This window comes from Clostridium sp. Marseille-P7770 (genome assembly GCF_902143525.1).
Classification (GTDB): domain Bacteria; phylum Bacillota; class Clostridia; order Lachnospirales; family Lachnospiraceae; genus Pilosibacter.
This window is the reverse complement of the sequence record NZ_CABFVC010000001.1, coordinates 656720-672500: the sequence shown is the minus strand read 5'-3', so window position 1 is coordinate 672500 and position 15781 is coordinate 656720. Positions and strand designations below refer to the sequence as shown.

Below are 15781 nucleotides of genomic sequence, written 5' to 3'. Positions count from 1 at the left end.
TCCAGGTTCTTCTGCATGATCTCCTCCATGACCGTGTTGTCCACGAGATTTGAGCATGCTTTTACGAACTGGAGCTCCATTTTTGTTCCCGTCATGAGAGCCGCACCTCTCGCGATATCGTTGACGCGCTCGTAGATCTCCTTCACCTGGCTGTTCTTCGGCGCACGGATCAGATAGAGGACCTCACTGTACGGCTGAACGACATTCGGAGAATATCCGCCTGTGTTGGTGATCGCATAGTGAATGCGTGCTTCCTGGATGATATGCTCTCTTAAATACTGTACACCTGTGTTCATAAGCTCCACAGCGTCAAGTGCACTTCTTCCAAGCTCCGGGCATGCCGCCGCATGGGATGCCTGTCCGTAGAAACGGTAGATGATCTGATAGTTCGCAAGGGAACTTCCGACAGAAACCACATTTTTATCGCCCGGATGCCATGTCACCGCAAAATCCAGGTTGTCAAACACGCCGTCTCTCGCCATAAAGCTCTTTCCGGATCCGCCTTCCTCGCCCGGACAGCCAAAGAAGATCACGGTTCCCTCTTTCCCGTTCTTCTCCATATACTCTTTTACCGCGATTGCAGCCGCTACAGAGCCCGTTCCGAGAAGATTGTGGCCGCAGCCATGTCCCGATGCGCCATCGACCAGTGCAGTCTTTTCCAGGCTATCAGACTCCTGGCTGAGGCCTGACAGAGCGTCAAACTCACCGAGAATGCCCACTACCGGCTTTCCTGATCCGTAGGTACCGGAAAACGCGGTCGCGATCCCCGCAAGATTTCTCTCCACCCTGAATCCTTCTTTTTCAAGAAGTTCACACAATACGTCCGTGGAATGGAATTCCTGGAACGCAGTCTCCGGCTGGTCCCAGATCCTGTCACTGGCTTCACACACCGGTCCGCGCTCTCTGTCAACTGCTTTTAATGCCTCTGCTTTTGTAATTCCCATCGCCGCATCCTCCTATGTTCATTGTTAAATAATGTTTAAAAAAATACAGGAACCCGGTATATCCAGATTCCTGTATCCAATCACTCCAGAGTCAGAAATCCTGCTTACGGCCGGAAAATGATCTCACAACCATTTTTTCTATTCATGAGCATGATCACTCTGTGATTTCTCCGTCCTCAGATTCCAGATCCTCCACATTTTCGTCCTCCTCATCCTGGCGGCTGCTTTCACGCACTTTCGCGATGGAAGCAACGCGGACATTGGAGTCGGCATCAATGCTCATCAGTTTTACGCCGGATGTGTTTCTGCCGATCACGGAGATATCGTCAACACCCATGCGAATCAGAATTCCTTCATTGGTGATCAGCATGATGTCTCTTCCATCGTCGAGCAGTTTCATTCCGACAAGATTTCCTGTCTTTTCTGTCACATTATAGCAGAGAAGTCCCTTACCGCCGCGCAGCTGCAGCTTAAATTCAGAGATTCCCGTTCTCTTTCCGTATCCCTTTTCCGATACAACGAGCATGTACTCGCCCTGGCTTGCCATCTGCATGCCGACAACTTCATCGCCCTCATCGAGCTTCATGCCGATCACGCCATAGGAAACACGGCCGGTAATTCTCGCATCCGTTTCCTTGAAGCGGATGGACATACCGAATTTTGTAGCGAGGAAGATATCCTCGGTATTATCTGTCACTTTTACCTCGATCAGCTCATCACCTTCACGGAGCAGGATCGCCTGGAGACCCGTCTTTCTCATGTTGCTGTACTCGCGCATCGGGGTCTTCTTTACCATACCGTTCTTTGTGGCCATGAAGAGGTACTTGTCATCATCGATCTCACGCATCGGGATCGCCGCTGTGACCTTTTCTCCTGACTGAAGCTGTAAAAGGTTTACGATCGCCGTTCCGCGGGCTGTTCTGCCTGCCTCGGGGATCTCGTACGCCTTGATCCGGTAGCAGCGTCCCATGTTCGTAAAGAACATGATGTAGTGATGGTTCGTGGTCATGAGAAGATCCTCGATGAAGTCCTCATCGATCGTCTGCATTCCCTTGATCCCCTTGCCGCCGCGGTTCTGGCTCTTGAAATTGTCCACGGACATTCTCTTGATGTAGCCGAGATTTGTCATGGCAATAACAGTGTCATCATCGGAGATCAGATCTTCCACGGACATATCATCGTCGAAGCCGATCTTTGTCCGTCTGTCATCCCCGTACTTCTCGGAGATCACAAGGATCTCTTTTTTGATCACACCTAATAATTTATTTTCATCAGCCAGGATTGCGCGCAATTCCGCGATCTTTGCCTCCAGTTCTTTATATTCATTCTCAAGCTTCTCGCGTTCCAGACCTGTGAGAGCACGCAGACGCATGTCAACGATCGCCTGTGCCTGCGGGTCCGTGAGCTCAAAGCGCTCCATGAGTTCCCGCTTCGCCTCAGCGACATTCGCAGAACCGCGGATGATCTTTATCACTTCGTCAATGTGGTCCAGAGCCTTTAATAAGCCCTCTAAGATATGGGCACGCTCTTCCGCCTTATTTAAGTCGTACTTCGTTCTTCTGGTCACAACGTCCTTCTGGTGGTCCAGATAGTACTCCAGCATCTGAAGGAGGTTCAGGACCTTCGGCTCATTGTTTACCAGCGCCAGCATGATCACGCCGAAGGAATCCTGCAGCTGTGTATGCTTTAAGAGCTGGTTTAAGAGGACATTCGCATTTACATCTCTCCGAAGCTCGATGTTGATGCGGATTCCCTCACGGTTGGATTCATCGGTGATGCCGGTGATACCGTCGATCTTCTTTGTCTTTACAAGCTCCGCCATCTTCTCGATCAGTCTTGCCTTATTGACAAGGTACGGAAGCTCTGTGACGATGATATGGCTCTTTCCGTTCGGTGCGGTCTCGATATTTGTCACGGCGCGGACTCTGATCTTTCCGCGTCCGGTCCGGTACGCCTCCTCGATTCCTCTTGTTCCGAGGATCTCAGCTCCTGTCGGAAAATCCGGTCCCTTGATGATCTGTAAGATCTCCTCCAGGGAGGTCTGTCTTCCTTCCTCCACCTGATTGTCGATGATCTTTACTACTGCCGCAATGACTTCCCGAAGGTTGTGCGGCGGGATATTTGTCGCCATTCCGACTGCGATACCGGTTCCGCCGTTTACAAGAAGGTTCGGGAATCTGGACGGCAATACGGTCGGCTCTTTCTCGGTCTCATCGAAGTTCGGGATAAAGTCAACGGTATCTTTATAGATGTCCGCCAGCATCTCAACGGAGATCTTGCTGAGTCTCGCCTCGGTGTATCGCATGGCAGCGGCACCGTCGCCATCGATCGAACCAAAGTTTCCGTGTCCGTCTACGAGCATGTAGCGCATGGACCATTTCTGAGCCATGTTTACCAATGCTCCGTAGATGGAGCTGTCTCCGTGCGGATGATATTTACCCATGGTATCGCCGACGATACGGGCGCTCTTTCTGTGGGGCTTATCCGGACCGTTGTTCAATTCCGCCATGGAGTAGAGGACACGTCTCTGTACCGGTTTTAAGCCGTCACGGACATCCGGGAGCGCTCGCGACGCGATAACGCTCATGGCATAGTCGATGTACGACTTTTCCATGGTCTTCTTTAAGTCTATTTCATGAATCTTGTCAAAAATATTCGGTTCCATTCTTTCCTCCAATGCAGCCTGCGCTGCGCCTTAAACCTGCGTAAACTGCGCCGCCTGACGTTCCGGAAGGATCTTATCTCTTTCCGGAGCGCCCTGCTGCCGCATTAAATGTCAAGAGTTCCGTACTTCGCGTTCTGTTCGATGAACTCACGGCGCGGCTCTACCTGATCTCCCATGAGTGTCGTGAAGGTGAGATCGATCTCCGATGTCATCTCCTCGTTCATGGTCACACGTAAAAGAATTCGGTGTTCCGGATCCATGGTCGTCTCCCAGAGCTGCTCCGCGTCCATCTCACCAAGTCCTTTGTAACGCTGGATCTTGTTGTTCTGGTCACGTCCGATCTCTTTTAAGATGTTGTTTAACTCCTCATCGCTGTACGCATACCATACCCGCTTGTTTTTCTCGATCTTATAGAGCGGCGGCTGTGCCAGATAAACGTAGCCCTGTTTGATGAGTTCCGGCATGAACCGGTAGATAAAGGTTAAAAGCAGGGTGCTGATATGGGCACCGTCCACATCGGCATCAGTCATGATGATGATCTTGTGGTAGCGGAGCTTCGAGATATCGAAATCCTCATGAATTCCGGTACCGAACGCCGTGATCATGGATTTGATCTCCGCATTTCCGTAGATCCTGTCGAGTCTCGCCTTCTCCACGTTTAAGATCTTTCCGCGGAGCGGCAGGATCGCCTGGGTGCTCTTATTTCTCGCGTCCTTCGCGGAACCGCCGGCGGAATCTCCCTCAACGATGTAGATCTCGCATTCCTCCGGGTGTTTGCTGGAGCAGTCTGCAAGTTTTCCCGGAAGTGATAAACCGTCAAGAACGGTCTTTCTTCTCGTTAAATCTCTCGCTTTTCTCGCCGCTGCGCGCGCACGCTGGGCAAGAACGGATTTCTCGATGATCGTCTTTGCGACGGACGGATTCTGCTCAAGGAAGTAGGTGAGCTGTTCCGATACCACGCTGTCCACAGCGCCTCTCGCCTCACTGTTTCCGAGTTTCTGCTTCGTCTGTCCCTCAAACTGCGGCTCCTCGATCTTGACACTGATGATGGCCGTCAGACCTTCACGGATATCCTCACCGGTAAGAGCCGGCTCGCTGTCCTTAAGAAGCTTGTTCTTTCTTCCGTAGTCGTTGAATGTCTTGGTCAGGGCATTTCTGAAACCGGTCAGGTGGGTTCCGCCCTCCGGTGTGTTGATGTTGTTTACAAAGCTGTAGATATTCTCCGTGTAGGAATCGTTGTGCTGCATGGCAACCTCCACCAGCACGTTGTCCTTCTTGCCCTCGCAGTAGATAACCGTGTCATACAGCGGCACATTGCTGCGGTTTAAATAGCTGACAAATTCCTTGATCCCGCCTTCATAGTGGAATACCTTTTCCTTCTTGTCCTCGCGGTCATCCCGTAAAATGATCTTTAAGTTCTTTGTCAGGAATGCCGTCTCGCGGAGACGGATCTTTAAGGTGTCATAGTCATAGACCGTCTCCTCAAAGATCTCCTTGTCCGGGAGGAAGGAAACCTTGGTACCGTGTTTGTCAGCCGGACAGTCGCCAACGATCTTTAACGGATACATCGTTTTTCCGCGCTCATAGCGCTGCTTGTAGATCTTTCCTCCGTGGTAGACTTCAACCTCAAGCCACTCCGACAGCGCGTTTACAACGGATGCACCTACGCCGTGCAGACCGCCGGATACCTTGTATCCCCCGCCGCCGAACTTACCGCCGGCATGAAGGATCGTAAATACGACTTCAACTGCAGGCAGTCCTGCTTTTTTCTGGATATCGACCGGGATTCCACGTCCGTCATCAATGACCGTGATCGAATTATCCGCGTTGATCTGCACATCAATGGTGTCGCAGTATCCTGCCAGGGCCTCATCCACTGCGTTATCTACGATCTCATATACCAGATGGTGAAGTCCCCTCGAAGACGTACTTCCAATGTACATTCCCGGTCTTTTTCTTACAGCCTCAAGTCCCTCCAGAATCTGGATTTGATCTGCATTATATTCTGCGCTCATGAAGTTCCTCCTTTAGTCTTCGCTCTCTACCGTTCCTTCAACAATCTTAAAAATCTTGTCCATCCGGAATTTGCTGTTTACAAACTCATCCAACCCTGTACAGGTGATCAGGGTCTGGATGTGGGTAATTTCTGAAAGTAAATGTTCCTGTCTCTTGCTGTCAAGTTCAGAAAGGACATCATCCAGTAAAAGCACCGGGTAATCCTTTACGATCTTTTTCACCAGCTCGATCTCCGCAAGTTTTAAAGAAAGAGCTGCCGTTCTCTGCTGTCCCTGGGAACCGAAACGTCTGATGTCTGTTCCGTTCACGATAAAATTCAGGTCATCGCGGTGCGGTCCTGTCAGGGTCTGCCTCTGTTTGATCTCCTGAAACTGGTTCTTTGCGAGCTGTTCCCTGAAATTCTCCGCCGTCACATTCGGCTCATAGGCGATGGAAAGTGTTTCCTTTCCGCCGGACAGTCCGGCATGGATCCCGGCGATCAGGGGATTCAGCTCTTTTATAAACTCGGAACGCATAATTATTAGTTCGGTACCATACTTTAAGAGCTGCTCGTCCCACATGGGGAGCGTGTCTTTTAAAGACGCATTGTAGTCCATGTCTTTTAATAGTTTATTTCGTTGTATAACCGTTTTGTTATACTGTACCAAATTGTAGACATAGAGCTTATTCAGCTGGCAAAGTTCCAGGTCGACGAAGCGTCTCCGCTCGGCAGGTCCGTTCTTGATGATATTCAGATCTTCCGGTGAAAAGAAAATCACATTGACGATCCCAAAAAGTTCGCTTGCCTTTTTGATCGGAACGCCATTGACTGCGACCCCTTTTGCCTTATTTTTTTTCAGATGCATATCGATCCGGTAGGGAATTCCATCCCGGCGGACCATCATTTTGATATGGGATTCATCTGCACCGAACCTGATGATCTCTTTATCTTTGCTGCCCCGATGCGATTTTGTTGTGCTGCACACATAGACTGCCTCCAGGATATTCGTCTTTCCCTGGGCATTATCTCCATAAAGAACGTTCGTTCCTTTATGAAAATCGATATGTAAATGACTGTAATTTCTGTAATCTGACAGCTCGATGGATTCTATGAACATGAAAAAATCCTTACTTTTCTACCTTAAATGTCTTTCCGTCATAGGAAACAGTATCTCCAGGGTAAAGTTTTTTGCCGCGCTGGGTCTCAACTTCCCCATTTACTTTTACAAGTCCGTCCTGGATCACAAACTTTGCGTCCACTCCGGAGCCAACAAGACCGGCAAGTTTTAATGCCTGTCCCAGCTTGATAAATTCATCTTTTAAGTGAATACTTTCCATTTTTCTCCTTTTTTATTCCGGTTTTCTGAAAAAACCAGCCCGAAACTCCGGATTTTTCCGGAATTTCGGGAAAATTTCATCTGTTTTTAGATCGCAGCCGCGTTAAAGTTTACCGGAAGGATCAGATAAATATAATTTTCTTCCTCATCTTTGATGAAACACGGAGATTTTGCGTTCATCATATAGAGAGTTACTTCCTCATCATCGATGATGCGGAGTGCATCACTTAAGAATTTCGGGTTGAATCCGATCATCAGATCCTGGCCTGTCTTATGGATCAGGATCTCCGCATTCATCGTACCGAAGCTGGAATTTAATTTCAGGCTCATTTTTGAATCTTCGATGTTCAAAATGATCGGTTTTTTATCATTTTCGCGGATCAGAATGATGGCTCTCTCGATGCTGTCGAGAAAATCTTTCTTATTCAGAGTCACTTTTGTGGCATAATCACTGGAAAGCATCTGATCTACTTTGAAATATTCGCCCTCGATCAGGCGGGAAACAACGATCGTATCATCAAATTCGAAGAGAATATGGTTTGCTCCGAAGAAGATCTGGACCTCTTTTTCGTTGTCTCCGGTCAGAATTTTACTGATTTCATTCAAAGTTTTTCCCGGAACGATGACTTTTGTGCTTTCATATTCATCTTTTAATACAATTTTGCGAATTGCCATACGATGACCATCGAGAGAAACAACTCTTAATGTATCGCCGTTTACCTCAAAAAGCTCACCTGTCATCATCTTGTTGCTGTCATTGACAGAGATGGAGAAGATGGTCTGGCGGATCACTTCTTTTAAGGAAAACTGGGAGAGTGTAATGTTTTTATTTCTCTCAATATACGGAAGATAGGAGAATTCCTCACCATCTTTTCCCTGAATTTTGAATACAGAGTTCTCACAGGCGATCACAGTATTGAATTTTTCGTCAGATTCGATCGTTACAAGGGAATCTGAATCAGATAATTTTCTTGCAATTTCAGAAAAAAGCTTTGCATCCAGTGCAATTTTACCTTTTTCAAGGATATCACCTTCAACTTTTGTCTCAATGCCGAGCTCCATATCGTTAGCTGTCAGTTTGATCTCATCTGTAGATGCATCAATCAGGATGCACTCTAAGATCGGCATCGTTGTTTTTGACGGAACTGCCTTGAGAACAATATTGATACCGTTTAAAAGAGCGGTCTTCTGGAATGTCAGTTTCATAGTTGTTGATAACTTCCTTTCTTGAGAAACGTTCATAAGATAAAGAAATATATAAAAGATATTCGTCTTAACAGTAGTAGGGGGTGTGAATTTGTTAATAAGGGGAAAAAGCCCTGTGAAACACTGAAAAAAACGCTGTTAAAACCATTGTGGGTAACTAAAAAAATCCGGAAGGACAACCGAAGAGTTTTCCACAGGCAAAAATGCGAAAAAATTATCCGATTTTTATCCACAAATTTTCAACGGGATTTCCACGAAAAAATCCACAAAGCTGTTTTACGCATTCAAAGTTACAGTTCACACGCCTACTGCGGGTTGATCTTTTTCTTTAAAATATCGATCGTATTCTTTAAATTCTCATCAGTCTTTAATTCACTGGCGATCTTTTTCGTTCCATGAATTATCGTCGTGTGATCACGACCGCCGAGAGCTTTTCCGATATTCTGGAGAGACTCATTTGTCATATCACCGCACAGATACATGACGATCTGGCGAGGAAATACGAGTTCCTTGCTTCGTTTCTGACCGATGAGATCGAGAGGAGTGATGCCGAAATGCTCAGAAACTACATTAATAATGAGCTGCGGCGTCACTTCACGGGCTGCATTCGGAGAGATCAGATCTTTCAATGCTTCCTCGGCAAGTTCAAGATTGATCTCCTTATTATTTAATTTGCTGGAAGCGACGATCTTTGTGAGCGCACCTTCCAGTTCACGGATGTTGGATTTTACATTGGTAGCGATATATTTGATGATCTCGTTGTCAATGTTGTATCCTTCCAGTTCTTCTTTTTTCCGAAGGATCGCCATCCGGGTCTCATAGTCCGGCGGCTGGATATCTACGGTAAGTCCCCATTCGAAACGGGAACGAAGACGGTCTTCGAGTGTTTCGATTTCTCTCGGAGGACGGTCGGAAGAAATAATGATCTGCTTTTTTGCCTCATAGAGGGCATTGAATGTATGGAAAAATTCTTCCTGGGTACTTTCTTTGCCGATGATGAACTGGATATCATCGATCAGAAGAACATCATTATTTCTGTATTTTTCACGGAATTCCGTGGTGGAAACATTGTTTTTGTTACGGATCGCGTCGATCAGTTCGTTCGTAAATTTTTCGGAAGTCACGTACAGGATCTTTGCGCTCGGGTTATTTTTTAAGATGAAATGGGCAACGGAATGCATTAAGTGTGTTTTTCCGAGTCCCACGCCTCCATAAATAAATAACGGGTTATAGATCTCGCCCGGAGATTCCGCAACAGCCAGGGATGCAGCATGGGCAAGATTGTTGTTTTTTCCGACTACGAAGGTATCAAATGTGTAGCGCGGATTTAAGTTTGCGTTCTGAAGAGCAAGCTGACTAACCGTATTATTGTTCACGTTGATCAGACGATTCTCTTTTTCCGGTTCCTTCACGTCAGATTTCAGCTTGAAATCCAGTTTACACTGAAAACCTGTGATCTCCTCGATCGTAATTGTCAACAGGAATTCATATTTCTTTTTCACATAGCTGATGAAGGCAGAATCCGGCACCAGGATCGTGAGGATATCTTTATCCACAGAATCCGGGATCAGCGGCAGCAGCCATGTGCGGTAGGACACCTCTGAAATATCGTGTTCTTCTTTGATATTTAAAAGGATTTCGTCCCATTTAGCTTTGATTTCTTCCAGCATATTCATACTCCTAAACATGTGTATAACGATGTGCATAGCTGTGGAAAAGGTGGGGGCCTGTCCACAAAAGCACATAAACCCAATCTAATCTTATTCTAACGTAAAAGAGGATAATTTTCAATGTCAAATGTGAAAATCCACAACTTTTCCAATAAGTTATCCACAACTTATCCACGATTTGGGGATAAGTTGATAATTGCGGGTGGAAAACATGTGAATACCCACATAACAAGATGTACGCCAGGAACGGACACGAAAAATACAACAGGTTGTGTCCGCGAAGGATGGACAGGTCGGGCAGAGAGGCAGAAATCAGGCGGGCAGCAGGAGAGATGCTGAGAAAAATTTCTTTTGTGTATAGGAAGAAAAAATGCAGGGCACGGAATACCGGGAGAAGAAATCTGTAAAATGGAAAAATTGGAAAATGCGGGAAAACAGTTTGACTCTGAGACGATGACACGGTATAATGCAAGTCGTGACTATATTGCATTGTATCTCGCAAGAGAACAGTAGCAGGAGGAATTGAAAAATGAAAATTGAAAAGAAAGTTCTGGACATGTCCCTCGCCGGGATCTTTACCGCGATCATCATCGCCATGTCGGTCGTACCGTTTCTCGGTTACATCCCGTTAGGCTTTATGAATGCGACGATCATTCACGTCCCGGTCATCATCGGAGCGATCATTCTCGGACCGAAGTACGGCGCTTACTTAGGACTGGTATTTGGTATGACCAGCCTCGTAAAAGCGACCATTACCCCTGGTGTGACCTCCTTCGTATTCAGTCCGTTCGTTACGATCGGCGGATACAGCGGAAACATGTGGAGCGCCGTGATCGCGATCGTGCCGCGTGTATGCATCGGCATCGTTGCTTATTATGTATATAAGCTGATCATGAAGGTCGCTCACGGGATCAAAGGCAGCCAGACCGTTGCCCTCTGGGTGGCTGGTATTGCAGGAGGTATGACAAACACACTGCTTGTCATGAATGGAATCTACATCTTCTTCGGACAGAGCTATGCCGCAGCGTCCAACAAAGCAGTCGAGCACATCTATGATGTGATCCTCGGGATCATCCTCGGATTTGGAGTTCCGGAGGCGATCGTTGCCGGTATTCTTACAACAGCGATCACGAAGGTCCTGTTTAAGATCATGAAAAACAACGGCTGATCGTGAGCCGGAAGAGTGTGCATCGCAGCAAATAGAGAGCTGCAGCTTCTATATAATAATGAAGAGATACTAAATATAGTGACATAAAATCGAAACATACATTTTATGGGGGATGGCGAAAAGCTGTCCCCCTTTTTGGATGACGGAGAGAGAAAGACGGACGTTTGTATGAGGACTCTCCGGAAAGCCGGAATGTGGATAACAGGCGGAAAAATTACAAAGATATGAGTCGGAAATCCCCATGATTTAAGGATTTTTTTGAAATTTGGTCTTGACGAAGGACGGCAATTTTTATATAATCGATACGATGCTTCAATATGTCTTAGTTTATATGTACATGAGAAGGTACTTGAATTTATAGTAAGAGGAGGTGCCGGGTTTATGAAGATGACATTTCAGCCGAAGAACACTCAGAGAAAAAGAGTTCATGGTTTCAGAGCGAGAATGGCAACAGCAGGTGGCAGAAAAGTTTTAGCTGCCAGAAGAGCAAAAGGTAGAGCTAGATTATCTGCTTAATGAACCAAGAGAGTATCCGGAAGTTTAGGAAAACTTTTGGATACTCTTTTTTGTTATTCAGAGAGGTATTGAATGAAAAGGTTCAATTCGTTAAAGAAAAATCAGGACTTCCAGACGGTTTACCGCGGTGGAAAGTCCTACGCAAACAAATATCTGGTCATGTACGTGATGGATTCGGGACGGGAGGACACGAGGATCGGCATTTCCGCCAGCAAAAAGGTTGGAAACAGCGTCGTGAGACATCGGTTCGCGAGACTTGTCCGTGAAAGTTTCCGGTTAAATAAGGACATATTAGAAGACGGCAAAGACATCATCGTTGTCGCGCGGGTCGCGGCAAAAGACAAAAATTTCGACAAGATTGAGAGTGCATTTCTGCACTTATGCGGGCTTCATAACATTTTAAAAGAATCGAAGTGAGTGGTTTATGAAATGGGTACTGATTGGTCTGATCAAGATTTACAGGAAGTTTATCTCTCCCTGTATCGGCCCTCACTGTATTTATACGCCTACCTGCTCCCAGTACGCCATGGAAGCAATCAGAAAATACGGCGCTATAAAAGGTACTTATCTTGCGTGCAGGCGGATTTTGAGATGTCACCCGTTTGCAAAAGGCGGTTATGATCCAGTCCCGTAAAAAACCCAGGAGGTAAGATATGGTTTTGACGAAGGCTGGTTCCATTCTGGGACCGATCGCGACTGTCCTTGGCTATGTCATGGACATCCTCTTCAGATTTACGAGCAGCTTCGGCGTGTTCAACGTAGGTCTGTGCATCATTCTGTTTACGATCGTAATGAAAACACTGATGATACCGCTCACGATCAAACAGCAGAAAACCACAAAACTCATGTCTGTCATGAATCCGGAGATCCAGGCGATCCAGAAGAAGTATAAAGGAAAGTCGGATCAGGAGTCCATGCAGCGTCAGAATGTGGAGATTCAGGCTGTTTACGAGAAGTACGGCACAAGCATGACGGGCGGATGCCTTCCACTGCTGATCCAGATGCCGATCCTTCTTGCACTGTACCGTGTCATCTACAATATCCCGGCATACGTTCCGTCTGTCCGCGTTTATTTCGACAACGTTGTCACTCCGTTGATGGGACAGGCTGACTATGCTCAGAAGTTACAGGAAATCACAAATATCGCAACCGCCTGCGGCGGAAAATTAGACAAGTTTGATTTCACAAATGCAAACCGTCTTGTAGACATGCTCTATAAATTCTCCACATCCCAGTGGGGAGAGCTTCAGGCACTGTTCCCGGCAATCTCTGATGTGATCGGCCAGAATGCTGCTGTTGTCGAGAGAATGAACACGTTCCTCGGTTTAAATATGGCAGAGGCACCGGGCTGGGTACCGTCCTTCGCATGGATCATCCCGGTTCTTGCGGCAGTGTCCCAGTGGTTCAGCACAAAGCTCATGAGCGGAAATCAGCCGTCCACATCCGCAGATGCAGAGAATCCGATGGCCCAGTCCATGAAGACTATGACAACGACAATGCCGTTATTCTCCGCGTTCATCTGTATCACGATGCCGGCAGGTCTTGGCATCTACTGGATCGCGACCAGCGTTGTTACAATTATCCAGCAGCTCATCGTTAACGCGTACATGGATAAGGTAAACATCGACGATATGATCGCAAAGAACCTGGAAAAGGTAAATAAGAAACGTGCAAAACAGGGACTTCCGCCGGCTAAGGTAACTCAGAACGCTACCGCATCCTTAAAGGCGATCAAGGCTGAGGAGGAGAAGGAAAAAGCTGCTGAGGAAGTTAAGAAGGAAAAGATCGCGAAACAGATCGAGGAGTCCAGCAAGTACTACAACACCAACGCGAAACCGGGAAGTCTCGCTTCCAAGGCAGCGATGGTCCAGAAGTACAATGAGGCACATGACAAGCGAAAATAATAAGGGGGTTCTGTTATGGAAATGATTACAGTGACTGCGAAAACTGTGGAAGATGCAATCACACAGGCATCCCTGCAGCTCGGTGTGAGCAGTGATCGGATTCAGTATGAGGTCGTTGAAAAGGGAAGTGCCGGAGTTCTCGGCGGACTTTTTGGTTCCAAGCCGGCAGTGATCCGCGCGAAGAAGATCGAGACCGTTGACGATAGGGCCGTAGATTTCCTGAATTCCGTTTTCGATGCAATGGGCCTTGCTGTTGACGTGGAAGTGAAAATGAATGAAGAGGAAAAGGAGATGGATGTCAACCTGACCGGCGAGGAGATGGGACTTCTCATCGGCAAGAGAGGACAGACACTCGATTCCCTTCAGTATCTTGTAAGCCTTGTTGTAAATAAGGAATCTGAGGACTACTTAAGAGTCAAGCTGGATACCGAAAATTACAGAGAGAGAAGAAAAGAAACACTGGAGACTCTCGCAAAGAATATCGCTTACAAGGTAAAGCGGACAAGACGTCCGGTTTCCTTAGAGCCGATGAATCCGTATGAGAGACGGATCATCCACTCCGCACTCCAGAACGATAAATACGTATTCACAAAGAGCGAAGGTGAGGAGCCGTTCCGCCATGTTGTGATCGCGTTAAAGAAGGAAGAGCGCAGAGAGAGAAGACCGAGATACGAGAGACGCGAAAGAACCGCTGGTTCTGAGAATAGCTATCGCAGCAGCAGTCAGGAATAATAATTCACAGATCAGCCATGCGCCGCACTGTGCGGGAACGCATGGCTGATTTTGTCTGGGAACAAAGGTAACCAGGAAGGTGCTGAATAGTTACAGATATCGTGATAGAGGGGGTTGCCTATGGCAACCCCTTTGTGCTATGATAGGGTGACTAATTGTGTGAATTTCTGTGAGTTTACAGGACTTGCGGAGCCAGAAAATAGAAGATCATTCAGCTTGATGTTTTAAGGCAGCAGGCGTGAGTGACAGGATGGAGATTATGGAATATACAGATACGATTGCAGCGATCGCCACGGCGATGGGAAATTCAGGAATCGGAATCGTGAGGATCAGCGGTGAGAACGCGGTTGAAGTCGCGGAAAAGGTCTTTCGGGAACCCGGAAAGAAAAAGCTTTCTGAGGCGGAGAGCCATACGATCCATTACGGATACGTTTATGACGGGGATGAGGCTGTGGATGAGGTCCTTTTGATGCTTATGCGAGGACCACGGAGCTACACAGCGGAAGATACCGTGGAGATCGATTGTCACGGCGGCATGCTGGTCACGAGACGGATCCTGGAGACAGTCTTAAAGGCCGGGGCGAGACTGGCAGAGCCGGGTGAATTTACGAAACGGGCGTTCTTAAACGGCAGGATCGACCTCTCCCAGGCGGAGGCGGTCATCGACGTGATCAACGCGAAAAATGAATATGCGCTGCAGTCCTCTGTGAGCCAGCTTCGGGGAAGTGTATCGAAGGAGATCCATGAGATCCGGGAACAGATTATCTACGAGATCGCCTTTATCGAGTCGGCGCTCGATGACCCGGAGCATATTTCCCTGGACGGATACGGGGAGAAGCTCCTCGGCGTGGTCCTTTCCGTGAAGAAAGAACTGGAAAAACTGATCCGTTCCTCCTCAAACGGACGCGTGGTCTCAGAGGGCGTGAAGACGGTTATCCTGGGGAAACCGAATGCCGGAAAATCGTCGCTGATGAACGTTTTAGTCGGTGAGGACCGTGCGATCGTGACGGATGTGGCAGGAACCACGAGAGATATCCTGGAGGAACATATCTACCTTCAGGGGATCAGCTTAAATGTTGTGGATACGGCCGGGATCCGGGACACGGAGGATGTGGTCGAAAAGATCGGTGTCTCCCGCGCGATGGAAGAGGCAAAGAAGGCAGATCTGATCATCTACGTCGTGGATGGATCGAGAGAGCTGGATGAGAATGATTATCAGATCATGGACTTCATAAATGACCGGAAAGCCGTTGTCCTCTTGAATAAGAGCGACCTGGAACCGGTCGTGTCCGCGAAAGAAGTGGAAGAGCGGTCGGGACATAAGGTGATCGGGATCTCCGCAAAGGAGGAGACCGGAATTGACCTCCTGGAAGAGGAGATAAAGGCTTTATTCTATGAAGGTGAGATCGACTTCAATGACCAGGTCATGATCACGAATGTGCGCCATGTGAGGGCTCTAAAGGATGCTTTTGAGAGCATGTCCATGGTTGAGAAAAGTATTGAGAACGGCATGCCGGAGGATTTCTATTCGATCGATCTGATGGATGCGTATGAGAAGCTGGGACTCATCGTCGGGGAATCCGTGGAGGATGATCTGGTGAACGAGATCTTCAGCAAATTCTGTATGGGAAAATAGAAAAGAGG

The 15781-nt window shown here is 47.5% G+C and carries 14 protein-coding genes (1 of these 14 only partly in view); 7 read left to right on the top strand and 7 right to left on the bottom strand.

Annotated elements, in window-relative coordinates; all coding sequences use genetic code 11:
- The 7 genes from FN001_RS03115 to dnaA all read right to left on the bottom strand — a co-directional run.
- On the bottom strand, positions 1–944 hold the 5' portion of the coding sequence (locus tag FN001_RS03115) for a M20 family metallopeptidase (RefSeq protein ID WP_142410758.1). Its footprint begins 517 nt before the window's first position; only the first 944 of its 1461 coding nucleotides appear in the window; its start codon is at positions 942–944; its stop codon lies off the left edge, out of view.
- 154 nt (positions 945–1098) lie between these two features.
- Positions 1099–3609 (bottom strand): DNA gyrase subunit A, encoded by a 2511-nt coding sequence (gene gyrA / locus FN001_RS03110; protein ID WP_142410757.1) that lies wholly within the window; start codon positions 3607–3609, stop codon positions 1099–1101.
- Positions 3610–3713: 104 nt separating this feature from the next.
- On the bottom strand, positions 3714–5624 hold the full coding sequence (gene gyrB / locus FN001_RS03105; RefSeq protein WP_118322277.1) for a DNA topoisomerase (ATP-hydrolyzing) subunit B: 1911 nt from the start codon (positions 5622–5624) through the stop codon (positions 3714–3716).
- Positions 5625–5636: 12 nt separating this feature from the next.
- A complete protein-coding gene (gene recF, locus FN001_RS03100; protein ID WP_118651702.1) occupies positions 5637–6722 on the bottom strand; it encodes a DNA replication/repair protein RecF in 1086 nt (361 codons plus the stop codon).
- Positions 6723–6732: 10 nt separating this feature from the next.
- A complete protein-coding gene (locus FN001_RS03095; protein WP_118297697.1) occupies positions 6733–6942 on the bottom strand; it encodes an RNA-binding S4 domain-containing protein in 210 nt (69 codons plus the stop codon).
- A gap of 86 nt (positions 6943–7028) precedes the next feature.
- A complete protein-coding gene (dnaN, locus tag FN001_RS03090) occupies positions 7029–8147 on the bottom strand; it encodes a DNA polymerase III subunit beta (RefSeq protein ID WP_118297696.1) in 1119 nt (372 codons plus the stop codon).
- A 305-nt stretch (positions 8148–8452) separates the two neighbouring features.
- Entirely contained in the window at positions 8453–9817 is a 1365-nt protein-coding gene (gene dnaA, locus FN001_RS03085; protein ID WP_118297695.1) for a chromosomal replication initiator protein DnaA, read from the bottom strand.
- A gap of 529 nt (positions 9818–10346) precedes the next feature.
- Here dnaA and FN001_RS03080 point away from each other — a divergent pair.
- From FN001_RS03080 to mnmE, 7 genes are all read left to right on the top strand, one after another.
- Positions 10347–10985, top strand: a complete 639-nt coding sequence (locus FN001_RS03080) for an ECF transporter S component (protein ID WP_142410756.1) — start codon at positions 10347–10349, stop codon at positions 10983–10985.
- Positions 10986–11366: 381 nt separating this feature from the next.
- Positions 11367–11501 carry a 50S ribosomal protein L34 gene (gene rpmH / locus FN001_RS03075; RefSeq protein WP_015552758.1) on the top strand — a complete coding sequence of 45 codons (135 nt, stop codon included), beginning with the start codon at positions 11367–11369 and terminating at the stop codon, positions 11499–11501.
- Between the two features lie 72 nt (positions 11502–11573).
- A complete protein-coding gene (gene rnpA, locus FN001_RS03070; protein ID WP_118297693.1) occupies positions 11574–11918 on the top strand; it encodes a ribonuclease P protein component in 345 nt (114 codons plus the stop codon).
- A 7-nt stretch (positions 11919–11925) separates the two neighbouring features.
- Complete coding sequence (gene yidD, locus FN001_RS03065; RefSeq protein WP_021904729.1) at positions 11926–12135, top strand: membrane protein insertion efficiency factor YidD; 210 nt, start codon at positions 11926–11928, stop codon at positions 12133–12135.
- Between the two features lie 19 nt (positions 12136–12154).
- Entirely contained in the window at positions 12155–13405 is a 1251-nt protein-coding gene (locus FN001_RS03060; RefSeq protein ID WP_117471081.1) for a YidC/Oxa1 family membrane protein insertase, read from the top strand.
- Between the two features lie 15 nt (positions 13406–13420).
- Complete coding sequence (gene jag / locus FN001_RS03055) at positions 13421–14137, top strand: RNA-binding cell elongation regulator Jag/EloR (protein ID WP_142410755.1); 717 nt, start codon at positions 13421–13423, stop codon at positions 14135–14137.
- Positions 14138–14396: 259 nt separating this feature from the next.
- Positions 14397–15773, top strand: coding sequence for a tRNA uridine-5-carboxymethylaminomethyl(34) synthesis GTPase MnmE (mnmE, locus tag FN001_RS03050; protein WP_142410754.1), 1377 nt, complete (start codon positions 14397–14399; stop codon positions 15771–15773).
- Positions 15774–15781: the final 8 nt, after the last annotated feature.

Bases quoted from the DNA above. Each gene is read 5' to 3' on its own strand.
- FN001_RS03080 (WP_142410756.1), top strand. From the start codon at position 10,347: ATGAAAATTGAAAAGAAAGTTCTGGACATGTCCCTCGCCGGGATCTTT.
- rnpA (WP_118297693.1), top strand. From the start codon at position 11,574: ATGAAAAGGTTCAATTCGTTAAAGAAAAATCAGGACTTCCAGACGGTT.
- rpmH (WP_015552758.1), top strand. From the start codon at position 11,367: ATGAAGATGACATTTCAGCCGAAGAACACTCAGAGAAAAAGAGTTCAT.
- gyrA (WP_142410757.1), bottom strand. From the start codon at position 3,609: ATGGAACCGAATATTTTTGACAAGATTCATGAAATAGACTTAAAGAAG.
- jag (WP_142410755.1), top strand. From the start codon at position 13,421: ATGGAAATGATTACAGTGACTGCGAAAACTGTGGAAGATGCAATCACA.
- dnaA (WP_118297695.1), bottom strand. From the start codon at position 9,817: ATGCTGGAAGAAATCAAAGCTAAATGGGACGAAATCCTTTTAAATATC.
- dnaN (WP_118297696.1), bottom strand. From the start codon at position 8,147: ATGAAACTGACATTCCAGAAGACCGCTCTTTTAAACGGTATCAATATT.
- gyrB (WP_118322277.1), bottom strand. From the start codon at position 5,624: ATGAGCGCAGAATATAATGCAGATCAAATCCAGATTCTGGAGGGACTT.
- mnmE (WP_142410754.1), top strand. From the start codon at position 14,397: ATGGAATATACAGATACGATTGCAGCGATCGCCACGGCGATGGGAAAT.
- recF (WP_118651702.1), bottom strand. From the start codon at position 6,722: ATGTTCATAGAATCCATCGAGCTGTCAGATTACAGAAATTACAGTCAT.
- FN001_RS03060 (WP_117471081.1), top strand. From the start codon at position 12,155: ATGGTTTTGACGAAGGCTGGTTCCATTCTGGGACCGATCGCGACTGTC.
- FN001_RS03095 (WP_118297697.1), bottom strand. From the start codon at position 6,942: ATGGAAAGTATTCACTTAAAAGATGAATTTATCAAGCTGGGACAGGCA.
- yidD (WP_021904729.1), top strand. From the start codon at position 11,926: ATGAAATGGGTACTGATTGGTCTGATCAAGATTTACAGGAAGTTTATC.